This is a genomic window from Pedobacter paludis (assembly GCF_003173575.1).
GTDB classification, from domain to species: Bacteria; Bacteroidota; Bacteroidia; order Sphingobacteriales; family Sphingobacteriaceae; genus Pedobacter; species Pedobacter paludis.
This window is the reverse complement of record NZ_QGNY01000009.1, coordinates 62,043-83,777: the sequence shown is the minus strand read 5'-3', so window position 1 is coordinate 83,777 and position 21,735 is coordinate 62,043. Positions and strand designations below refer to the sequence as shown.

The window sequence follows — 21,735 nt, the reverse complement described above, 5'->3', positions numbered from 1 at the left end:
GCACCAAATTATTCTTTCGGTGCTTTTTTGATTGGATGAACTGGTTGTTCTTCATTTTCCCTTTGCTGAGCAGGATTGTTCGTTTTAGACGGTTTATTGGGCAAACTATCGTTAGGTTTTCTAACCGTTTTATGGTCTACCGGCTCACGTCCTTTTGGTACTTCTTCCTGATAATTACTTCCTGGTTTATCACTTTTTTCTTTGGGGCCGTTCATATTAATAATTTAAAATAATGATTGAATTTTGAGTTAGATAATGATTGATTATCACCTCGAAATTTAGAACAAAGCAGAATTGATTATTGTTTTAATGAACTGCATATTCAAACATTCTATCATCCATTTATCCCATCATCCCAAAATCCCTCAATCAATTATTAATTATAAAGCAAATACTTCTTACGCATAGTTTTGTAAGCGCTTAATCCCGGTTCCCAACTTGCTCTTATTTCTTTTTCGCTTTTCCCATCGGCAATCTGTTGCCTAAAATCAGCAACGCCGACTAATTTTTCAATAGTTCCCATTTCTTTGCTCAGTTTGGTATTAAAGAAATCTTCTTTTTTAGGCGATGCGTTGTACAGTTCAATTATCCAGCTTAAATTAATGGCTTTTGTTTTTCTGAGCTTAGAAACATCATACGTTCTTAAATCCAATCCATAACAAACCTGATCTTGAAATAAAGGTGTTTCAGACATCCCTTTAATGCTTTTCGGAGTAAAATTGAAATCAAATTTTCCCTTTAGATACGGCGCACCTACAATAGTAAACGGAAACATTGTGCCACGACCATGGTTTAAATAAGTGCCTTCAAATAAACAGGTTGTCGGATAAAGCATGATCGACTGTTGCGTGTTCAAATTAGGAGATGGCTTAACAGGTAATGTATACTCCATATCATGATTATAATTTGCATTTTTTATTATCGTGATTTTGCATTTCACTTTGTCTTTTAACCAGCCCTCACCATTTAACATTTGCGCATACTCACCTACAGTTAAGCCATGCGCAATGGGAATAGGCTGAATACCAATTCCTGATTTAAATTTTGGGTCTAAAATGGGGCCATCGATTAAATAACCATTTGGGTTTGGTCTATCCAAAATTAAAAGTTCCTTGTTGTTAACAGCGCAAGCCTCCATAACGTGTTGCAAGGTATTAATGTAGGTATAAAAGCGAACACCAACATCTTGAATGTCAAATATCATAACATCAATATCCGCTAAATCCTCAGCCGTAGGTGTACTGTGTTTTCCATATAAGGAAATTGCTTTTATGCCTGTTTTGGTATCCACATCGTCATTTACACTAACACCGGCACTTGCATTTCCCCTAAAACCATGTTCGGGTCCGAATATTTTTTGAATTTTAACACCACGTTTCAATAAACTATCCACAGATGTCTCATTTCCAATAATAGAAGTTGGGTTAACCACCATACCAACACGCTTACCTTTTAATAACGGTAAGTATTTTTCGGTTTGTTCTGCCCCGGTTTTAAAACCGTTTGGCAATTTTAGGTTATCTCGAATTAATAATTTTCGCTCGCTTGGAGTTTTGCCAAGTTGCTCGGTAGGTTTTGATTGCTGCCCGCATGCAGATAGCGCTATTAAACAAGTTAAAGCAATGCTGATGTATGTTTTCATAATGGAGGTATCCTTATTTAGCATCAAGTATCAATAAAAACAATTTAACATTAAAACAATTCTCAAATTTTTTACATTATGTATCCGTTAAAGCATTATAAATTTTGGCTATTAATTCCGAAATAGTGCCATTTTTAAAAAGGATTTAAGCATTTTTGTCCATATAAATCAATCAAAATTGAATTTCGAATATTTCATAGCTGGGCGGATTGCCATAAAATCAGAACGAACTTTTTCTAAGCTCATTGTGCGCATCGCAATTGCAGGCGTAATGCTAAGTTTGGCCGTTATGATTTTATCAATCGCCATCATAAAAGGCTTCAAAACCGAAATCCAGGATAAGGTTAGAGGTTATTTGGGCGATGTTCAGATTACCCGTTATGATTTAAATAACTCTTTTGAACATTCTCCATTCGTTTTTGACGCTGAAACCAATAAAAAATTAAAGAAAAATCCCGAGATAGATTATTATTATCCCTTTGCAACAAAGCCCGCCATACTTTCGGCAAATAATGAAATTGAAGGGATAAATTTTAAAGGGATCGATAAAACCTACAACTGGGACTACATCAAAAAGCACATCATCAGTGGAACGATAATCGATTTTAGAGACAGTACCGCCGCCATGCAGGAACTTCTTATTTCGAGCTATACAGCTAACCGATTGAAGCTTAAAACTGGCGATGATTTTATCATGTATTTCGTTCAGGATCCGCCGCGTAAGCGTAAATTTAAAATCGTAGGGATTTATGATATCGGCGTAGAAGATATAGATAAAGGCTTTGTATTGGGTAATTTGAATATTGTAAAACGCCTTAACAATTGGAAATCAAACGAAATTGGAGGGGTTGAAATTAAAATCAAAGATTTTACGAAATTAAAAACCGTTGCTGATCAAATTTACGACAATTTACCATCTACACTTCGATCTTATTCTATTAAAGAAAACTTTCCAAATATATTTACCTGGCTCGGCCTGCTTGATGTAAATACCAAAGTACTTTTAATCCTGATGCTTATTGTCGGCGTAATTAATATGGTTACAGCATTGTTAATCATGATTTTAGAGCGCACCAACATGATTGGTATGTTAAAAGCCTTTGGAGCAAACAACTTTAGTATTATGAAGATTTTCCTTTATAACGCGGCATATTTAATCGGTATTGGTTTAATACTTGGCAATATTTTAGGTTTGGGTTTAGGGTTTTTACAGCAGTCTACGCATATCTTCAAGCTCGATCAAAGCTCTTATTTTTTGGCTTATGCACCAATAGAATTCCATTTTATGGATGTTTTCCTGCTAAATTTGGTTACGATTGTGGTGTGTTTAACCGTTCTTATCATACCATCATTACTCATTAGTAAGGTTTCTCCGCTTAAGGCGATTCGCTTTAAATAAGTTTTTATATAAATATTTGAAGAGCAGTTGCCGTGGTTCGGTTCAAGGTTAGTCCCGCTATGCGCTTCAAGTCCTCGCTTCGCTGTGGGCTTTACGCTTCTATCGGGTCTATTAGGCAAAATACTGCATCTATTAAAGTTTAAATACCATAATTACTATACAGAAAGCCATTCCGTACCTTGCGTATCTGTCAAGAACTCTGTTTTGGGTACGAGGTTTAAATACGGATAGGTGACTTTGGATAAAAACAATCCAGTAGGGTGTGCAGGAAGCAATAACTTTGGCCTCTCGGCACCGTTTAAATTGTTTTCAAACTGATCTACACTCAAACCGCCCTTTCCAATTAAAAGTATCTGGCCCATTAAAATGCGAATCATCTTACCCAAAAAACGATTGCTTGCAATGTGAAATCGGATTCTGTTTTCCTTCGCATTTACAAATAAATCAGCTTCCATTACGTTACAGATGGTATGCTCATATTTATCAGGATGTGTACAAAAATTTCTATAATCCTTATACTGTGACAGTAAACTAACAGCCTGCTTCATTTTCTTAAAATCGAGGTTGTTTTCGTGGTAATAAGAACTCTGCGTGCCCAAAAAAGGATCTTTGTACGTATGGATAAAGTAATCGTATTTCCGTTGTACAGCATCGAAACGGGCGTGTGGCAAACCTTCCATTTTTATAATATCGAAAACGGCAATGCTGTGTGGAAGCGATTTGTTTAAGATAAAAAGTAAATCAAATTCAAACTCGGTTTCGAAATCTGCGTGAAAAAAAAACTGACTTGCGTGCACATGCGCATCGGTTCTGCCACAGCCAATAATTTGGACAGGTTTTTTTAAAATCTTGGAAAGAGATTGTTCTATAACCTCCTGAACGCTTTTAACACCGGGCTGTTTTTGCCAACCGCTAAAATGCTGACCTTGATATGCAATGTGGAAGAAATATCTCATTTGTTTCGACTGCAATTTTACGCAAATTTTAGCATCGGGAATATTAAATCATATTTTTGTTCTCAAGGATTTTTTGATAACCTTTAAATTTAACATGAATCTAACGAGTTGCCCTTGTGGAAGTGGTTTGCAATATGTCAATTGTTGCCAGCCTTATCACTTAAAAACCAAAATAGCGCCCACTGCAGAGGCCTTAATGCGATCTAGATATTCGGCATTTGTAGTGGCAAATGCAGATTATCTTTACGATACCACTCATTTTAGCAAAAGAGGAGGGAACTCTAAAAGTGCTTATCTAAGCAGTGCTAAAAATACCAAATGGGTTAAATTGGAAATCGTTTCTTCTACTTTTGATGTAGTTGAGTTCAAAGCTTATTACCTGAATAAAAAATTTCAGCCAGAGGTTTTGCACGAAAAATCAAACTTCAAATTAGAAGATGGTAAGTGGTATTATGTTGATGGTGAGTTTTATTAGATAGGTAATTATTATAGCTTCTTTGCCTCATTCCAATACACATCCATTTCGGCAAGGGTCATATCAGCCAGGGCTTTTCCATTGTCTTTAGCCTTACTTTCTAAATACTGAAAACGCTTGATGAATTTTTTATTTGTTTTTTCTAGTGCATTTTCCGGGTTGATGTTAATAAAGCGGGCATAATTAATTAAAGAAAAAAGAACATCGCCAAATTCAGATTCAGCTTTTTCTACATCAATTGCGGTATTATCGGATACATTAAATTCTGCCTTAAATTCCTGTAATTCTTCTTCAACCTTTTCCCAAACCTGATTTTTATCTTCCCAATCAAAGCCCACGCCACGAGCTTTTTCCTGTATTCTTGATGCTTTAACAAGTGCTGGCAGAGAAGAAGGAACACCAGCCAAGACCGATTTATTGCCTTCTTTCAGTTTAATTTGTTCCCAATTTCGCTTTACGTCTTCTTCATTTTGAACTTCAACATCGCCATAAATATGAGGATGGCGATTAACCAGTTTATCGCAAACACCATTTAAAACATCTGTAATGTTAAAATCGTTTGTTTCGGAAGCAATTCTGGAATAAAAAACCAAATGCATCATTACATCGCCAAGTTCTTTTTTAATTTCATTTAAATCGCCATCTAAAATCGCATCAGATAACTCATACGTTTCTTCAATAGTTAAATGACGCAGAGTTTCCATTGTCTGTTTTTTATCCCACGGACATTGAGTTCTAAGTGTATCTAAAACAGTAAGTAAACGGGTAAAGGCATCAGCTGGATTATGGGCACTTGCTGGAATTGGGTTGTTGGGCATGTTCTTTTTTAGTAATTATTTGCTGAAAGCAAGGTGCTAAAATACCAATCTTGCATTTAGTAACAAAAAGAATAATGTTATGCAATATTTCTGTCTCTGGGTTTGGCTTGGTGCCACTAAGGTCTGAAACTATTTTTTACGCCCAGCGGAGCTTAAAACCCAACTGAAGCGTCATCGCCCAATTTTAAGCATTACATCTATTTCTTTTACTTATATGCTTGCTTATGTAAATTTTCTAATTGGGCCTATAAGCAAAAAGCAGGGCTTAAATAACCGAAGTAATTCTAACCCTGCTTTTCAAAATATCAATTAACCAATTTAACAGTTAAGCAATTAATCTGAAAATTAATTATTCATCATCTTAATAAAAGCGCCCAGTTTTGCTTTCATTGCTCTTCTATCCACAATAAAATCTAAGAAACCATGTTCCAAAACAAATTCAGAAGTTTGGAAACCTTTTGGCAAATCTTTCTTGATGGTTTCTTTTATAACCCTTGGGCCAGCAAAGCCGATTAAAGCGCCCGGTTCTGCAATGTTAATATCGCCAAGCATAGCGTATGATGCCGTAACACCACCCGTTGTTGGATCTGTTAATAAAGAGATATAAGGAATTTTTGCTTGACCCAACAAAGCTAGCTTTGCCGATGTTTTAGCCATCTGCATTAAAGAGAATGCAGCTTCCATCATTCTTGCTCCTCCTGACTTTGAAATCATTAAGAACGGAATTTTGTGTTTAATACTATAATCGATTGAGCGTGCAATTTTCTCCCCAACAACAGAACCCATCGAACCGCCGATAAAGGCAAAATCCATACAGGCGATTACAATATCCTGACCTTCAATTTTACCAACTCCTGCCCGGATTGCATCTTTCAAGCCGGTTTTAGCCTGACTTTCTACGATTCTATCGGTGTAAGGTTTATTATCGTTAAAATTTAAAGGATCGCCTGATGTTAGATTGGCAAAAAGCTCTTTAAAATCATTGTTATCAAATAAAACCTCGAAATATTCTTTAGACCCTACTCTTAGGTGGTAATCGCAGTAGTGGCAAACGTATTTGTTTTCCTGGAGTTCTGCCTGATGTAGCGGTTTTTTACAATTTGGACATTTATTCCACAAGCCATCTGGTGCTTCTTTTTTCTCTTCTGTTGTGGTAATGATACCTTTATTCTCTCTCTTAAACCAAGCCATATAATTTTTTAAAGAATTGGATTGCAAAGAAACGAAAAATATAATTAAGATAAAGAATTACCAATAATCAAATCACAATTATCAAACTAGCCAGTTGTGAGTAGGGTTTGATAATTGATCATTGTGATTTGATTATTTGCGGAGGTGTGTCTTTCTTACACTAAGGATAATGTAGATTTTACACTAAATACGCCTTATTTGGTTGTTAAACAAATAAATGTATTGTTATAAAAGTACAAAATGTTATTTTTTTTTATAACTTCGGACTTAATAAAATTAACAAGAAATGAGTTTAAAAGGCTACAAAGGCGTAATTTACGGAGATGCCGTTCAAGAATTGTTTGAGCAGGCTAAAAAACATCAGTTTGCTTTACCAGCAGTAAACGTAACCGGTACAAATACGGTTAATGCGGTATTGGAAACTGCTAAGGCAGTAAATTCGCCTGTTATGATTCAATTATCTAATGGTGGTGCCCAGTTTTATGCGGGTAAAACTTTAGATAACGAGAAATTGCAAGCATGTATTTTAGGTGCTGTATCGGCAGCTAAACATGTACATTTATTGGCAGAGCATTATGGTGTTGCCGTGGTTTTACATACTGACCACGCCGCTAAAAAATTATTGCCTTGGATTGATGGCCTTTTAGACCATGGCGAAAAATTCTTCGCTGAAACCGGAAAACCTTTGTTTTCGTCGCACATGTTAGATTTATCGGAAGAACCGATTGAAGAAAACATGGAGATTTCTGCTAAATATTTAGCTCGTATGGCTAAAATGAATATGACCATCGAAATCGAACTTGGTGTTACAGGTGGTGAGGAAGATGGCGTAGACAACAGCGATGTAGATAGCTCAAAACTATATACACAACCAAGTGAAGTTGCTTATGCTTACGAAGAACTAAGCAAAGTTTCTCCTCGTTTCACGGTAGCTGCCGCATTTGGTAATGTTCATGGCGTGTACAAACCGGGTAACGTGAAATTACAACCTGTAATTTTGAAAAATTCTCAAGATTTTATTAAAGAAAAATTCAATTTAACTGCAGACAAACCAATTAATTTTGTTTTCCATGGCGGTTCAGGTTCATCTCAAGAAGAAATCAGAGAAGCAATTTCTTATGGTGCAATCAAAATGAATATCGATACCGATATGCAGTGGGCATTCTGGGAAGGTATTTTAGAATATTATAAAAAGAACGAAGCTTATCTTCAAGGCCAGATTGGTAATCCTGATGGAGATGATAAACCTAACAAAAAATATTACGATCCTCGCGTTTGGTTACGTAAAGGTGAAGAAACTTTTGTTAAGCGTTTAACAAGTGCTTTCGAAGATTTGAACTGCATAAACGTAAACGATAAATTGTAATTGAGATGGTTTTGATGATTGGATTCACTTCAATCCTTCAAAGAAATCGATTACTCATAATTTTATAGAAGCGCCATAGGTTGAAAAACTTATGGCGCTTTTGTTTGTTTTATGCTATATTTAAGCAAACAAATTGTGATGACAAAATCTAAAACCGACACCAAAAAAAATAATTTTTTTGAGAAATTTGCTAATGCTGCAACTAAGTTTACTGGAAGCTCTGTAGCATTTATTGCAGCAACTGCCATAGTAATTATTTGGGCTGTAACGGGGCCATTATTTAACTATTCTGAAACTTGGCAACTGGTCATCAATACAGGCACAACAATTATTACTTTTTTAATGGTTTTCTTAATTCAGAAAGCACAAAATAAGGATGGGAAGGCCATTCAGCTTAAATTAAACGAACTTATTGCAGCTCAACAAGGTGCCAGCAACCGTATGGTAGATATTGAAGACTTAAGTGAAAAAGAATTGGATCAGTTGCATAAATTTTACGTTACGATTGCTACACTTGCAAAAAAAGAGGCCGATATTCATTGCTCACACTCCATTGATGTGGCAAAGGAGCTTAATGAAATGAAATTAAAAACGAATAAACATTTTAAACACCATAAATAATGAGTCTACTAGTTCAAAAAGTTAATCATCCCGAAGATTTAGATAAAGTATTTGCGATCCGTAAAATTGTATTTGTAGATGAGCAGAACTGTCCGCCAGAACTGGAATGGGAGCATGAAGATGAATCTGTACATTTTCTTGCAACCAGTAACGGACAGCCCTGCGGTGCTTGTAGATGGCGCAAAACAGATAATGGTTATAAATTAGAGCGTTTTGCCGTACTTAAAGAATTTAGGGGTCAGGGTGTTGGGCGTGCTTTAATTGCCGAGGCTTTATCTGATTTGCCAGAAGATGCACATTATATTTATCTGAATTCTCAGTTAGATGCTATGAGCTTATACGCCAAGTTTGGCTTTGTTGCAGAAGGAGATCAATTTGAAGAGGCTGGAATACAGCACTTTAAAATGGTTAAGAAGATTTAAAATTAACCTATCGTCATTGCGAGGTACGAAGCAATCTTAATGCGCTCGCTATTGTAGGCTTGTGTGTAAAATGTTAAAATTCTCACCCAAAGTTGTAGGATTGCTTCGTACCTCGCAATGACGATTCTCGTTAATAAAGTAAAAAAACTTTAGCCAAATATCTTTCCAGATAAAGCCATTGCCTCATTCCACTTATCCATATTAAGGTTTAAGTTTTCTCCTTTTGAATTTAAAAAGCCAATTACATCTTCGGTTGCGATGTTTCCGGTTAAATCGTCAGCTGCCATTGGGCACCCACCGAAACCTTTTAAAGCAGCATCAATACGTTTAACACCAGATTTATAAGCAGCTTCAATTTTTTCAAAACGCTCGGCAGGAGTGGAGTGTAAATGAATCCCAATTTCTGTATGATTAAACTTTGAAATCAGTTTTGGCAGAATGTCTGATATTTTTTCAGGAGTGGAAACGCCAACAGTATCTGCCAAAGAAAGAATTTCTACACCTTTTTCTACCAAAACATCAGCCCATTTCTCTACAATTTCATAGCTCCATTCATCGCCGTAAGGATTTCCAAAGCCCATTGATAAATAAACGACTGCTTTTTTATTGTTTTTATGGCAGAGCGTAAGCATTTCCTCAACAGTATTTATTGATTGCGCTATGCTAGAATTTGTATTGCGTTGCTGAAACGTTTCTGAGATAGAAAATGGAAAGCCGAGATAATGTATTTGTTCATGCTTTACAGCTTCATCTACGCCTCTTAAATTGGCTACAATGGCTAGAAGTTTTGTAGAAGTATAAGTCAAATTTAACTTGCTTAGAACTTCTGCTGTATCAGCCATTTGTGGAATGGCTTTTGGTGAAACGAAACTTCCGAAATCAAGCGTATCAAACCCGACTTGTAATAATAAATTCAAATATGCTGATTTCAGCTCCGTTGGAACAAAATCATGTAAACCTTGCATGGCATCACGAGGGCATTCCACTAACTTGAATTTGGTTTGGCTCATAAGTATTGCTTATTTATCGCAAAGTAATAAAAGTTTATGGCTTACAAGAGATGGCTAACCGTAATGGTGTATAGATGATAAACTAAAGAGCTTCCTTTTAGGCAGGCTTATGGTTGATAGTTAATAGTCTATGGACTATAACCAATGGACTATTAACCAACAAACCATTGACCAAAAACTAATGAACTTCCTTTACGCTCGTTACTTCATCTCTATAATCTATACTTCTATCTTTTGCAAAGGTTCTGATTATTAACCTTGTACCGCGATCATAACTAAAATAGCTCCAGAGCCAGTTTATAAAAACAATAATTTTATTTCTAAAACCAACTAAGGTCATTAAATGTACAAACATCCAGGTAAACCACGCAAATACGCCTTGGAAACGAATTTTGTCTATATCAACCACGGCTTTGTTTCTACCAACCGTAGCCATAGAACCTTTATCGAAATACTTAAATTTTTCTAAAGGCTTATTTTCGCTAATATTGATTAGGTTTTTTGCCAATTGGTGCCCTTGCTGGATGGCTGCTGGTGCCACACCTGGATGACCATTTGGTGTTTCCTCTGTTATAATGGCAGAAACATCTCCAATTGCATAAACATTAGGATAACCAACTACTAGGTTTTGACTATCTGTTTTTAATCTTCCACCACGAACGACTTCTGCTTTATCTAAACCAGCCAATACTTCTCCCTTAACCCCAGCACTCCAAATTACAGTAGAACTTAAAATTGAGGCTTTATCTTGAAGGGTTAATGTGTGCCCATCGTAACATAAAACCCGGGTTTCATTCATTACCTGAACGCCCATTTCAGTTAAAAAGTCTTTAGATTTTTTCTGTGCCTGTGGAGACATTACACCAAGAAGCTCTGGTGAGTTCTCAATCAAATAAATATTTACCTTGCTTAAATCCATCTCCGGATAATCGTTTGGAATAACGTGCTTTTTAAGCTCAGCAATTGCGCCAGAAGTTTCCACGCCCGTAGGACCTCCGCCAACAACAACAAAGTTTAACAGAGCACTCTTTTTATCTGCATCAGTTTCTATGAGTGATTTTTCAAAATTTTGTAAAATCAAGCTTCTTAAATCCAATGCCTCTGGAATAGATTTCATTGGCATTGAGTTCGCTTCAATTTCCTTGTTGCCAAAAAAATTACTTGTTGAACCTGTCGCAATAACTAAATAATCATAATTGATTCTTCCAATATCAGTAAGCAAACAATTTTCAGAGGCATTAACTTCAGTAACTTTTGTAACTCTAAAAATTAAATTTTTCTGTCCCTTAAATATTTTTCGCAATGGAAATGCAATAGAATCAGCCTCTAAACCACCCGTGGCCACCTGATAAAGTAAAGGTTGAAAAGTATGATAGTTATGTTTGTCTAACATTACTACCTGAAAAGGTTTGTTTTTTAATCTTTTTGCAAGTTCGATCCCGCCAAATCCACCGCCAACTATTACTACTCTGGGGTATTCGCTTTTCGGAAGTTGTAAATCCATTTTCTATTGGTTTATCTATTGCTAATGTAACAAAAAGATAGCCAAAAGGTTTAAAATAGGAAGTTTTAGCCGGCCTTATACCGCTTGGTAGTGAGATATAACTTTGACATGACCGAATCGGTTTTGTATGTTTTGAGTGCTTTTTTAAGTAAATTTAAACCTGATGAAAACCTTACCCTGTTAATGTTAGCAGTAGGGCAAGGTTCTGTTAGTTCCTCTCCTTGAAGAGAGGGACGGGGTGGGTTTGTGTATAAAACCCAATTGCAATTATTCTCCCTTAAAAGAGAATAGTATAAATGCTCAATCACCAAGAATTGCATGTGTGTCTTTTCAAAAACCTCACCCTGTTATTGTTAGCAACAAGGCAGGTCTGTTAGTCCCTCTCCTTGAAGAGAGGGATATGTGGAGGTTGTATGTAAATCAGATTGCAAAATACTAGCTTTGTTTCCCTCTCTTTAAGGAGTGGGATAGCTCTTCAGTACAAATCTGATGAACGTTGATAGGCTGAGGTCAAAAAAAACGCCCTCCGGGCTACCGGGAAGGCGTTTATATATTTTAAGATTCTGATATCTTATTTTTTCTCTGCAGAGCTACCCAAATCAATTACGATAGGAGTAGAGATACATAATGATGAGTACGTACCAATGATACGGCCGATTAATAATGCGAATATGAATCCGCGAATGCTATCGCCACCGAAAATAAAGATTACCAATAACACGAAGAATACCGTTAATGAAGTCAAAATTGTACGACTTAATGTACTGTTCAATGCGAAGTTGATTAAGTTGTTACGCTCTTCTCCATGTAAATCTTCTTTACCCGATTCTTTTAGTTTCTCACGGATACGGTCAAACACAACAACCGTTTCTGTCATGGTGTAACCCATTACGGTTAAGATAGCCGCAATAAAATCCTGACCAATTTCTAACGAGAATGGCATTATACCATCTAAAATTGTGTAGAAAGAAAGTACCATTAAAACATCATGGAATAGTGCGATAACCGCACCCAAACCATATTGCCATTTTTTGAATCGTACAACAATATAAATAAACATGAACAAACATGAAATCAATACCGCGTAGAAAGCACCATTTACAATATCGCTAGCGATAATTGGTGTAACTTTTTGTGAGCTTACAATTTCGTATTTAGAACCTGCTAAGCCTTTGTTTAATGCATCTTCAACAACTTTATCAGTTTTAATGTCCTGATCTTCGATGTGGAAAGTAGTGGTGATTTTTACTTGACTATCTTCTCCGGCAGTTTTAACCTCAGGTGTTTCGTTACCGAACACCGGATTTAATTTTGCTTTTAAATCTTCAGTATTAACAGCTTTATCAAAGTGAACCAAATAAGTTCTACCACCTTTAAAGTCTACACCTAAGTTTAAGCCGCCATTCTTGAAGTACATACCAATACCAGCAATAATAATAATGGTAGAAATGATGTAATATATTTTACGACGACCAACGAAGTTAAAGGTTAAGTTTTTGAAGGCATTACGAGTAAGGCTATTATCGAAGCTGATATCTACTTTTCTGTTTAATAACGATTCGAAAACTACTCTTGAAATGGCTACAGCAGCAAATAACGAAGAAAGGATACCGATACATAAGGTAGTTGCAAAACCTTGAACAGGTCCGCTACCGAAAACGTAAAGGATAGCTCCTAATATAAATAAGGTTACGTTTGAGTCAATGATAGAAGGCATTGCATGTTTAAAACCTTCTTTAATTGCAGTTCCTGTATTCTTGCCATGCGCAAGTTCTTCACGTACACGCTCAAAAATTAGGATGTTCGCATCTACCGATAAACCGATGGTTAAAACGATACCAGCAATACCAGGCAATGTTAATACTGCACCTAATGATACCAAGATACCAATGATGAAGAATAAGTTGATTAACAGCGCAAAGTTAGCAACCCAACCTGCACGGTGATAATACAGCGCCATGAAGATTAAGATTACAATAAACGCAATTACGAAGGAGATTAAACCATCGTGAATGGCTTGTGCACCTAAAGTTGGACCAACCACATAGCTACCAGCAATACGAGCAGGAGCAGGCAATTTACCAGCTTTTAAAATGTTCGATAAATCTTTTGTATCTGCTTGGGTAAAGTTACCAGTAATTGATGAAACACCACCAGCAATTTCATTCTGAACCGTAGGCGCAGAATAAACCATGTTATCCAATACAATTGCAATAGATTTTTTATTGTTTGCATCGGCAGCAGCTTCAGCAGTAATTTTTTTCCATTTCGCAGCACCTTCGCTGGTCATGTACATGGTTACTTCTGGTTTACCTTTTTGGTCAAAGTCAGCACGCGAATCACTGATTGCTTCACCGCCTAAATCTGGTTTGCCATCGGCACTTACAACTTTAATTGCATATAATTCGAAAACTTTAGAACCTTCTCTTGGTTTAACGCTCCACATAAACTTCATTGTAGAAGGAATTGCAGCAACAACTTCCGGAAGTTTTAAGTAAGCATTAACTTTAGCAGTATCTTTTTGTAACGACATACCAACAACGGCACCTGGCATAAGTTGTTGTTGTCCGTTTTCACCTTGATAGATTGGTAAATTCAATACAGCGTATAATGGGTTAGATTTAGCCAATTCAGCTCTTACAGCAGTAGAATCTTTTTTACCTAAGCCAGCAAGCTTACCACCTTTATCTGTACTGTCTTTAGCCGAAGCTTTTTCTAAACCTGCTAATTTACCGCCTTCTGCAGGTTTTGCGGTAGAATCAGTTTTAGCAGGTGTTGCAACTTTTAAAGTTGCCGCTAAAGTTTTGTTTATATTTTCTAAGAGTGGCGCAACTTCTTGTACTTGGTAAACTTGCCAAAATTGTAGTTCGGCAGAACCTTGTAAAAGTTTAGCAATACGATCTTTATCCTGCACTCCCGGCATTTCGATTAAGATGCGGTTACTGCCTTCTTGTTTTTGCATGTTAGGACTCACAACACCGAAACCATCAATACGAGAACGCAAAACAGTAAATGAACGATCAATTGCACTTGTTGCTTCTTTCTCTAAGAAAGATTCTACATCGCTATTGCTTGCGCTTGCTTTTAACTGTGAAGCATTGTCTTGATTAGAAAAGTAATCTGCAAGTTTTACACCAGGGCTTAATTTCTCAAATTCATCAACAAATATTTTGATGTAATCTTTACCACCGGCGTTTAATTGGATCTGAGCATTTTGAACGGCTTTGTTGAAGTTAGCATCAGTAGGGTTGCCCGCTAAAGATTTAACCAATTCGGCTAACGATATCTCCATCGTTACATTCATTCCGCCTTTTAAGTCTAAGCCTAAATTAATCTCTTTCGCTTTAACCTCTCCGTACGTAAATCCAACAACTGGATAAACTTTCTCGGTACTCATCGAATCTAAATAAGCCTTCTCTTTGGCTAAATCACCTTTCGCATAGTTTTTTGCGTCTTTTTCTACGCTGGAAGCTACCAGAGTAAAAGAAAGTGCATACGCACAAACGATAGCCAATACTATCGCTATAAACTTAATAAAACCTTTTCCTTGCATTGTTTGTTTAAAATAATTTGTCTTTCGCTGTTTTTTAACAAGTCGGCAAATCTAATTAAATTTTTAAATTATAGAACCCCTTAATTGATAATTTATTAACATTAATTCCAAACAGAGAATAATACACGAACATTCATCGCTCTGAATTCATTTTTGATTCTCGGTTTGATGCTTAAATTATTATGAAAGCTCCACAAGAGTTCCTTTGGAACAACGGCAAAAGCTTTCGGTTTTGGTTCGGTCCCGTTCCAAAGGAACGCCCACGGAACTAATGTTCCAAGTACCGAAGAAGAATCAGTGGCTTTCCACGGATATCGGGTTTAGGTGGGAACAATGCAATTTCTATTTTCGACTAAATGCATAACACTTCCGTCATTGCGAGGCAGGAAGCAATCTTACAACGGAGGTTGGTGCTTTTAACAATTATGAAAAATATGCCTATAATAACGAGTGCATTAAGATTGCTTCGTTCCTCGCAATGACGGCCACATCAATTTACTTTCGCTTTAAAACCTCAAAAGTATAATCGTATTTATTTTTTTCATCAGCTTTGTGAGGTTCAGAACTTACTGTTTCCCACTCATTTCTGTCAATCGCAGGAAAAAAAGTATCCGCATCGAAAGTATGATGTATGGTAGTTAAGTAAAGTGAATTTGTTTTCGGTAAGGCCTGACGATAAATTTCTGCTCCACCTACTATAAAAACTGGCTTTTCTTCATTTTTGGTAATCTCTATAGCTTCTTCCAAACTATTTACCACTTCAACGCCATCAATTTTTAATGAGCTATCTCTGGTTATTACGATATTCCTACGGTTTGGTAAAGGTTTTCCAACCGAATCAAAAGTTTTGCGTCCCATTACAACTGTGTGCCCAGAAGTGGTTTGTTTAAAGAATTTTAAGTCAGCAGGCATGTGCCATAAAAGCTGGTTGTTTTTGCCTATAGCAAAATTTTCTCCCACTGCAACGGCTATAGAAAGCGAAGGGGTTTTTGGTTCATTAGTCATTGGTTTCATTAGTTAAAATAGACAACGGCACTTTCTTAAGATTGCGGGTGTGATATTTGAATGAGATTGCTTCGTCATTCCTCCTCGCAATGACGACAGTTGAAGCGTCATTGCGAACTGAAACTGGGCTATGCGAGTAAGTGTGAAGCAATCTGATTTTTATGCTCCTTAATTTTTCAATTTGCTTTTAGCTCCCCCTTCAGGGGGCTGGGGGGGTTATACCGCCACTACACCTTTAATGTGCGGATGCGCTTCGTAATTCTCCAAGGTAAAATCCTCAAATTTGAAATCGAAAATGCTTTTCACATCAGGGTTAATTTTCATTGTAGGCAATGGTTTTGGCTCTCTGCTCAATTGTAAATGCGCTTGCTCAATGTGGTTGTTATATAAATGCGCATCGCCTAAAGTATGAACGAAATCGCCTGCCTCTAAGCCACAAACCTGTGCAACCATCATGGTTAACAAAGCATAAGATGCAATATTAAAAGGAACGCCTAAGAAAATATCGGCACTGCGTTGGTATAACTGGCAACTTAATTTGCCATCTGCTACATAAAACTGAAAAAAAGCATGACAAGGAGGTAAGGCCATATTCTCTATTTCTGCAACATTCCATGCTGAAACAATAATTCTGCGAGAATCGGGATTGTTTTTTATGGTATTGATAATATTGGTAATCTGATCGATATGTTGCCCATCAGGAGTTGGCCAGCTTCTCCATTGCGAACCATAAACAGGACCTAAGTTCCCATCTTCATCAGCCCATTCATCCCAAATGCGAACGCCGTTATCTTTCAAATATTTAATGTTGGTATCGCCAGTTAAAAACCAGATTAATTCGTGTATAATAGATTTTAAGTGCAATTTCTTTGTGGTAACCATCGGAAAACCTTCCTGCAAATTAAAACGCATTTGATAGCCAAAAACGCTAATGGTTCCTGTTCCTGTACGGTCGTGTTTTTGAGCGCCGTTATCCAGCACATGTTGCATTAAATCTAAATATTGTTTCATAACCCCAAACCCCTAAAGGGGCTTCCAAATCTTAAATAAATTATTAATTACAAATATGTAAAAAATCTTAATCCCGAAATCTTTTAGTTTTCTACATTAACTGATTTTTAAACAAGCCTGACTTTTGTATGTTTGCATCAGCACTGTATTTGGCTTTGAGTGGAAATCTCAAATCTCAAATCTCAAATCTCAAATCCGAATGTTATCCTTTCCAAACGCAAAAATAAACCTAGGCTTAAATATTACTGAAAAACGCAGCGACGGATATCACAATCTCGAAACTGTTTTTTACCCGATTAATATTAAAGACGCTGTTGAAATTACTGATGCTGATTTTACTTCCTGCAAAATTCATGGCATTGATATTCCTGGTGATGCAAATGATAATTTATGTATAAAAGCATACAATTTGGTAAAGAAGGATTTTAACATTCCACCTCAACAAATCAATCTTTTAAAAAATATACCTGTAGGCGCTGGTTTGGGTGGAGGATCTGCTGATTGTGCTTTCCTAATTAAATTGTTGAATGATAAATTCAGATTGGATTTGTCGGTAAAACAAATGGAAACTTATGCCCGACAGCTTGGAGCGGACTGTGCCTTCTTTATTGAAAACAAGCCAGTATATGCATTTAACAAGGGCGATGAATTTGAAAAATGCGAAGTTGAATTGTCAGCTTGGTTTAAAGTTTTGGTAAAACCACCTGTACATGTGAGTACGGCCGATGCTTATGCCTTAGTAAAACCTCAAAAGCCTTTGCAATCCTTAAAAGAAATCATACATTTGTCGCCAACAACATGGAAAAATAAGGTTATCAACGATTTCGAGCCATCGGTATTCGCAAAGTATCCCCAAATTCATCAAATAAAAACCAGTTTATACGATGCAGGCGCAACATTCGCTTTAATGAGTGGTAGCGGTTCGTCGGTTTTTGCAATTTTTAACGAACCCGTTAAACTGCCCAAACTGGAAAAAGACAACATAGTTTATTATAATATTTAAAAAGAGCTGAAAGGTAAAAGCTGAAAGACTAATGCAAAATCGTCTTGATACTAAATACTCGATACTAACAAAATGAATATAAACCTAATCCGCAAAAGCGGAAAATTTAACTTCGAGGCAGAAAATGAAAGCGGGTTTACCGTAGAGTTGGATGCAAAAGCTGCAATTGGTGGCGAGGGCAAGGGGTTTAGACCAATGGAAATGCTTTTGGTCGGGCTTGGTGGCTGTAGTGGGATAGATATGGTAAATGTTTTAACCAAGCAAAAAGAGCCATTAAACGATATTAAAATTGCCATTAATGCAACCAGAAAGGATGAAGAAATGCCCCCGATCTTTGATGTGATCAACATTCATTTCGATTTGTTTGGCGATTTAAGCACTGCCAAAGTAGAGCGAGCCTTAGCCATGACTTTTGATAAATACTGCTCTGTTTCCAATATTTTAGGCCGATCAGCAACAATTAATTTTACTTACACGATAAATAAGGATTAAGATCAGAATTCCTCATCTCAAATCCCAATACTCATATCACAAAACAAAATGAAACCTGAAAATTTTGAAACCATAGCGATCCGCACTCAAGTAGAACGCAGCTTACATAAAGAACATTCATCCCCAATTTATTTAACATCGAGCTACAAGTTTGATGATGCTGAAGAAATGCGTGCCCTATTTGCCAATGAAAAAGAAGGAAATGTGTATAGCCGTTATGCAAATCCCAATACATCAGAGTTCATCGAAAAAATGTGCTTATTGGAAGGGGCCGAAGATGGTTTTGCTACGGCAACTGGAATGGCAGCTATTTTTACAACTTTTGGTGCTTTTTTAAAAAATGGTGATCATATTGTTTCAAGCCGTTCGGTTTTTGGTTCTACGCACCAGTTGCTTACTAATGTTTTTTCTAAATGGGGCGTAACATTCGATTATGCAGATTTGGATAAACCAGAAGATTGGGAAGGATTGATCAAACCAAATACTAAAATGATTTTCGTTGAAACGCCATCAAACCCTGGTATTGACATTATCGATCTGAAGTTTTTGGGTGACTTGGCTAAAAAACACAATCAACTCTTAGTGGTTGATAATTGTTTTGCAACGCCATATTTACAACAGCCAATTGCATTGGGTGCCCATATTTCCATTCACTCGGCTACAAAATATATTGATGGACAAGGTCGTGTGTTGGGTGGTGTAATTTTGGGAAGAAAAGATTTAATTACAGAAGTAATGAATTTTGCCCGTCACAGCGGTCCTTCGTTATCACCTTTTAACGCATGGATCTTATCGAAAAGCTTAGAAACATTAGCTGTTCGTATGGATCGCCATTGCGAAAATGCCTTAAAAGTTGCAGAATATTTAGAAAGCCATCCTAAAATTAAATTGGTGAAATATCCTTTTTTACCTTCACATCCGCAGTATGAAATTGCCAAAAAGCAAATGAAACAGGGCGGTGGAATTGTAACCATTGTTGTTGAAGGCGGGGTAGAAGGTGCCAGCAAATTTATGGATGGTTTGAAAATGTTTTCTATCTCAGCAAACTTAGCAGATACACGTTCTATCGCTACGCATCCTGCAACAAGTACGCACAGCAAATTAACTGAAGAAGAACGCAATATTGTAGGTATTGAACAAGGTTCTATTCGATTATCTATCGGTTTAGAGCATATAAATGATATTCTTGCAGATATTGAGCAAGCATTGGCATAACCTGTTTGTCACTCTGGGTTTATTTCAGAATCTTTATTAGAAAAGCAATTGCAGTGGGGCATCGGTTAAGATAGCCCCGCTTTTTGTATTAAATGTATTCTGATTTTATAATAGGCGATTTGTAATTCCCCTCTGTTAGAGGGGTGCCTGCAAGGCGGGGTGTTTATTGTCTTGGCCAGACGGGCTTTTTTCTTTTGACACCAAAAGAAACAAAAGTGTCGGCTTAAAATTTTTGTATTGAAGTCTGTGATAAGGCTTGGATTCTGCATCCCCAAAAATTTGTTAGGCCGATTTAAGGGAAACGGAGAGACATTACTCAGGCCTTTCGTAGCGCAAATACTTAATTCTAACTACTATTTCTTATACTTTGTAATTAAATTTAAAACAAATAATTTTTAATTTAGGATAATTACTTAAGTCTAAATTCTAGCCATGAACGATATCGATTTTATCCTTTCCGAACTTAAATCCATCAGCGAGCCTAAATATTTAAAAAAGATGGAGCATTTTGGAATCGATATTTCAAAAGCCTTTGGTATTCGGGTGCCCAACATTCGTAAGCTGGCCAAGCAGATTGGTAAGAACCAAGAATTATCGTTGCAGCTTTGGGAAACAGGTTTTCATGAGGCTCGCCTTTTGGCAACCTTTATTGGCGATTATAAACGCGTTACCGAATCGCAAATAGACTCATGGACAAAAGATTTCACTTCCTGGGATATGTGCGATCAAGCCTGCGGAAATCTCTTCGTTAAGACACCTTATTTTAGATCGAAAGTTCTGGAGTTTACCAAAGCCGATGAAGAATTCGTAAAGCGAACCGGCTTTGTTTTAATGGCGGAAGCTGCGGTTCATCTTAAGAAAGAACCTAATGAAACTTTCTTGAGTTTCCTGCCAATCATCGAGAGAGAAGCTTACGATAATCGGAATTTCGTTAAAAAAGCAATTAATTGGGCATTAAGACAAATTGGTAAAAGAAACGCATTTCTCCATCAATACGTTATCGATACGGCAAATAACATCCTCGCCCAACAAAACAAAAAAGCAAACTGGGTAGCTTTGGATGCGCTAAGAGAGCTCAATAGTAATGCGGTTTTAGCAAGGCTCAATCCTTAAGTATTCAAAACTTCGGGCTTCTGACTCCAGACTAAAAACTTTCTTACCCTACATCAATGCACAGGTTTAAAACCTGCAGTAAATTTGTATCATAAACAAGAAAGGAAATTTATGTCACAGTTTATTTTGCACAAAGAAAACACCAGAGGCCATGCAAATCATGGTTGGTTAAACGCTCACCACTCATTCAGTTTTGCTAACTATTACAATCCTGAAAGAATGCACTTTGGAGTTTTAAGGGTTTTAAATGATGACTTGATTGATGGTGGAATGGGTTTTGGAACTCACCCGCACGATAATATGGAAATCATTACGATTCCATTAGCCGGAGCCATTGCGCACAAAGATAGCATGGGGAATTCGGCAACTATTACCGCTGGAGAAATTCAGGTGATGAGCGCAGGAACAGGCGTTAGTCATAGTGAATACAATGCACTTGCAGATGAGCAATTGAATTTATTGCAGATTTGGTTGTTCCCAAATAAGAAAAATGTAACGCCACGTTACGACCAACAGACTTTAGATGTTGAAGCGATGCACAACAACTTTCAACAGATTTTGTCGCCAAGTGCTGATGATGCAGGTGTTTGGATTCAGCAGGATGCCTGGTTTTCGTTAGGTAAATTTGACGAGGGATTTGAAACTGAATATAAAATCAAAAAAGCTGGAAACGGGGTTTATGCTTTTGTAATCAGCGGTGAAGTTACAATTGACGGACAAACATTAAGCAAAAGAGATGGTTTAGGAATCTGGGATACCGATAGCATCAGCTTTAAAGCCAATACAGCAGATGCTGAAGTATTGTTAATGGATGTTCCGATGGAATTGAATTAGATTAATTTTTATCAATTGAATTAAATTTGTCGTCATTTCGACCGCGGTGGAGAAAACTTTGAACTTATCTAACAGCTTGTTTCAAAGATTTCTCCATTTCACTGC

General features: G+C 36.8%; 20 protein-coding genes. 10 read left to right on the top strand and 10 right to left on the bottom strand.

Annotated features, from left to right (window positions below):
* Positions 1-8: 8 nt before the first annotated feature.
* Together DF947_RS20335 and DF947_RS20330 are read right to left on the bottom strand one after the other, a co-directional pair.
* Positions 9-215 carry a hypothetical protein gene (locus tag DF947_RS20335; protein WP_109932437.1) on the bottom strand — a complete coding sequence of 69 codons (207 nt, stop codon included), beginning with the start codon at positions 213-215 and terminating at the stop codon, positions 9-11.
* Between the two features lie 161 nt (positions 216-376).
* Positions 377-1,642, bottom strand: a complete 1,266-nt coding sequence (locus tag DF947_RS20330) for an exo-beta-N-acetylmuramidase NamZ family protein (RefSeq protein WP_109932609.1) — start codon at positions 1,640-1,642, stop codon at positions 377-379.
* Between the two features lie 178 nt (positions 1,643-1,820).
* On the opposite strand from DF947_RS20330, the gene DF947_RS20325 reads away from it, so the two are divergent.
* A complete protein-coding gene (locus tag DF947_RS20325; RefSeq protein WP_109932435.1) occupies positions 1,821-3,041 on the top strand; it encodes an ABC transporter permease in 1,221 nt (406 codons plus the stop codon).
* Positions 3,042-3,196: 155 nt separating this feature from the next.
* On the opposite strand, the gene truA is transcribed toward DF947_RS20325, so the two are convergent.
* Positions 3,197-3,997: a tRNA pseudouridine(38-40) synthase TruA gene (truA, locus tag DF947_RS20320; RefSeq protein ID WP_109932433.1), complete on the bottom strand. Its 801-nt coding sequence runs from the start codon at positions 3,995-3,997 to the stop codon at positions 3,197-3,199.
* Positions 3,998-4,091: 94 nt separating this feature from the next.
* Here truA and DF947_RS20315 point away from each other — a divergent pair, with 94 nt between their 5' ends.
* Positions 4,092-4,472 carry a YchJ family protein gene (locus tag DF947_RS20315; protein WP_109932431.1) on the top strand — a complete coding sequence of 127 codons (381 nt, stop codon included), beginning with the start codon at positions 4,092-4,094 and terminating at the stop codon, positions 4,470-4,472.
* A gap of 11 nt (positions 4,473-4,483) precedes the next feature.
* Here DF947_RS20315 and mazG read toward each other — a convergent pair whose 3' ends face one another.
* Positions 4,484-5,290, bottom strand: a complete 807-nt coding sequence (mazG, locus tag DF947_RS20310) for a nucleoside triphosphate pyrophosphohydrolase (protein ID WP_109932429.1) — start codon at positions 5,288-5,290, stop codon at positions 4,484-4,486.
* Between the two features lie 345 nt (positions 5,291-5,635).
* Positions 5,636-6,481, bottom strand: coding sequence for an acetyl-CoA carboxylase, carboxyltransferase subunit beta (gene accD / locus DF947_RS20305; RefSeq protein ID WP_109932427.1), 846 nt, complete (start codon positions 6,479-6,481; stop codon positions 5,636-5,638).
* Between the two features lie 286 nt (positions 6,482-6,767).
* On the opposite strand from accD, the gene fbaA reads away from it, so the two are divergent.
* The 3 genes from fbaA to DF947_RS20290 all read left to right on the top strand — a co-directional run bounded on the left by fbaA (position 6,768) and on the right by DF947_RS20290 (position 8,890).
* Entirely contained in the window at positions 6,768-7,847 is a 1,080-nt protein-coding gene (gene fbaA, locus DF947_RS20300; RefSeq protein ID WP_109932425.1) for a class II fructose-bisphosphate aldolase, read from the top strand.
* Positions 7,848-7,985: 138 nt separating this feature from the next.
* A complete protein-coding gene (locus DF947_RS20295; RefSeq protein ID WP_109932423.1) occupies positions 7,986-8,468 on the top strand; it encodes a low affinity iron permease family protein in 483 nt (160 codons plus the stop codon).
* The gene (locus DF947_RS20290) at positions 8,468-8,890 is read left to right on the top strand and encodes a GNAT family N-acetyltransferase (protein ID WP_109932421.1); all 423 of its coding nucleotides are present in this window, start codon (positions 8,468-8,470) and stop codon (positions 8,888-8,890) included. The genes DF947_RS20295 and DF947_RS20290 overlap by 1 nt, the downstream gene beginning before the upstream one ends.
* A gap of 149 nt (positions 8,891-9,039) precedes the next feature.
* On the opposite strand, the gene DF947_RS20285 is transcribed toward DF947_RS20290, so the two are convergent.
* The 5 genes from DF947_RS20285 to DF947_RS20265 all read right to left on the bottom strand — a co-directional run bounded on the left by DF947_RS20285 (position 9,040) and on the right by DF947_RS20265 (position 16,973).
* Positions 9,040-9,900: a hydroxymethylglutaryl-CoA lyase gene (locus tag DF947_RS20285; RefSeq protein WP_109932419.1), complete on the bottom strand. Its 861-nt coding sequence runs from the start codon at positions 9,898-9,900 to the stop codon at positions 9,040-9,042.
* A gap of 178 nt (positions 9,901-10,078) precedes the next feature.
* Positions 10,079-11,404: an NAD(P)/FAD-dependent oxidoreductase gene (locus tag DF947_RS20280; RefSeq protein ID WP_109932417.1), complete on the bottom strand. Its 1,326-nt coding sequence runs from the start codon at positions 11,402-11,404 to the stop codon at positions 10,079-10,081.
* A gap of 571 nt (positions 11,405-11,975) precedes the next feature.
* Complete coding sequence (gene secDF / locus DF947_RS20275; RefSeq protein ID WP_109932415.1) at positions 11,976-14,957, bottom strand: protein translocase subunit SecDF; 2,982 nt, start codon at positions 14,955-14,957, stop codon at positions 11,976-11,978.
* Positions 14,958-15,452: 495 nt separating this feature from the next.
* A complete protein-coding gene (locus tag DF947_RS20270) occupies positions 15,453-15,962 on the bottom strand; it encodes a dihydrofolate reductase (RefSeq protein ID WP_109932607.1) in 510 nt (169 codons plus the stop codon).
* 216 nt (positions 15,963-16,178) lie between these two features.
* The gene (locus DF947_RS20265; protein ID WP_109932413.1) at positions 16,179-16,973 is read right to left on the bottom strand and encodes a thymidylate synthase; all 795 of its coding nucleotides are present in this window, start codon (positions 16,971-16,973) and stop codon (positions 16,179-16,181) included.
* Between the two features lie 199 nt (positions 16,974-17,172).
* On the opposite strand from DF947_RS20265, the gene ispE reads away from it, so the two are divergent.
* The 5 genes from ispE to DF947_RS20240 all read left to right on the top strand — a co-directional run bounded on the left by ispE (position 17,173) and on the right by DF947_RS20240 (position 21,630).
* Entirely contained in the window at positions 17,173-17,976 is an 804-nt protein-coding gene (gene ispE, locus DF947_RS20260; RefSeq protein ID WP_109932411.1) for a 4-(cytidine 5'-diphospho)-2-C-methyl-D-erythritol kinase, read from the top strand.
* Between the two features lie 72 nt (positions 17,977-18,048).
* Positions 18,049-18,468, top strand: a complete 420-nt coding sequence (locus tag DF947_RS20255) for an OsmC family protein (RefSeq protein WP_109932409.1) — start codon at positions 18,049-18,051, stop codon at positions 18,466-18,468.
* A 48-nt stretch (positions 18,469-18,516) separates the two neighbouring features.
* Positions 18,517-19,683, top strand: coding sequence for a trans-sulfuration enzyme family protein (locus tag DF947_RS20250; RefSeq protein ID WP_109932407.1), 1,167 nt, complete (start codon positions 18,517-18,519; stop codon positions 19,681-19,683).
* Positions 19,684-20,115: 432 nt separating this feature from the next.
* The gene (locus DF947_RS20245; RefSeq protein ID WP_109932405.1) at positions 20,116-20,796 is read left to right on the top strand and encodes a DNA alkylation repair protein; all 681 of its coding nucleotides are present in this window, start codon (positions 20,116-20,118) and stop codon (positions 20,794-20,796) included.
* A 111-nt stretch (positions 20,797-20,907) separates the two neighbouring features.
* Positions 20,908-21,630: a pirin family protein gene (locus DF947_RS20240; protein ID WP_109932403.1), complete on the top strand. Its 723-nt coding sequence runs from the start codon at positions 20,908-20,910 to the stop codon at positions 21,628-21,630.
* Positions 21,631-21,735: the final 105 nt, after the last annotated feature.

Excerpts from the sequence above, each read along its gene's own strand:
- DF947_RS20335 (WP_109932437.1), bottom strand. The coding sequence starts at position 215 with ATGAACGGCCCCAAAGAAAAAAGTGATAAACCAGGAAGTAATTATCAG.
- DF947_RS20330 (WP_109932609.1), bottom strand. The coding sequence starts at position 1,642 with ATGAAAACATACATCAGCATTGCTTTAACTTGTTTAATAGCGCTATCT.
- truA (WP_109932433.1), bottom strand. The coding sequence starts at position 3,997 with ATGAGATATTTCTTCCACATTGCATATCAAGGTCAGCATTTTAGCGGT.
- DF947_RS20315 (WP_109932431.1), top strand. The coding sequence starts at position 4,092 with ATGAATCTAACGAGTTGCCCTTGTGGAAGTGGTTTGCAATATGTCAAT.
- mazG (WP_109932429.1), bottom strand. The coding sequence starts at position 5,290 with ATGCCCAACAACCCAATTCCAGCAAGTGCCCATAATCCAGCTGATGCC.
- accD (WP_109932427.1), bottom strand. The coding sequence starts at position 6,481 with ATGGCTTGGTTTAAGAGAGAGAATAAAGGTATCATTACCACAACAGAA.
- fbaA (WP_109932425.1), top strand. The coding sequence starts at position 6,768 with ATGAGTTTAAAAGGCTACAAAGGCGTAATTTACGGAGATGCCGTTCAA.
- DF947_RS20295 (WP_109932423.1), top strand. The coding sequence starts at position 7,986 with ATGACAAAATCTAAAACCGACACCAAAAAAAATAATTTTTTTGAGAAA.
- DF947_RS20290 (WP_109932421.1), top strand. The coding sequence starts at position 8,468 with ATGAGTCTACTAGTTCAAAAAGTTAATCATCCCGAAGATTTAGATAAA.
- DF947_RS20285 (WP_109932419.1), bottom strand. The coding sequence starts at position 9,900 with ATGAGCCAAACCAAATTCAAGTTAGTGGAATGCCCTCGTGATGCCATG.
- DF947_RS20280 (WP_109932417.1), bottom strand. The coding sequence starts at position 11,404 with ATGGATTTACAACTTCCGAAAAGCGAATACCCCAGAGTAGTAATAGTT.
- secDF (WP_109932415.1), bottom strand. The coding sequence starts at position 14,957 with ATGCAAGGAAAAGGTTTTATTAAGTTTATAGCGATAGTATTGGCTATC.
- DF947_RS20270 (WP_109932607.1), bottom strand. The coding sequence starts at position 15,962 with ATGACTAATGAACCAAAAACCCCTTCGCTTTCTATAGCCGTTGCAGTG.
- DF947_RS20265 (WP_109932413.1), bottom strand. The coding sequence starts at position 16,973 with ATGAAACAATATTTAGATTTAATGCAACATGTGCTGGATAACGGCGCT.
- ispE (WP_109932411.1), top strand. The coding sequence starts at position 17,173 with ATGTTATCCTTTCCAAACGCAAAAATAAACCTAGGCTTAAATATTACT.
- DF947_RS20255 (WP_109932409.1), top strand. The coding sequence starts at position 18,049 with ATGAATATAAACCTAATCCGCAAAAGCGGAAAATTTAACTTCGAGGCA.
- DF947_RS20250 (WP_109932407.1), top strand. The coding sequence starts at position 18,517 with ATGAAACCTGAAAATTTTGAAACCATAGCGATCCGCACTCAAGTAGAA.
- DF947_RS20245 (WP_109932405.1), top strand. The coding sequence starts at position 20,116 with ATGAACGATATCGATTTTATCCTTTCCGAACTTAAATCCATCAGCGAG.
- DF947_RS20240 (WP_109932403.1), top strand. The coding sequence starts at position 20,908 with ATGTCACAGTTTATTTTGCACAAAGAAAACACCAGAGGCCATGCAAAT.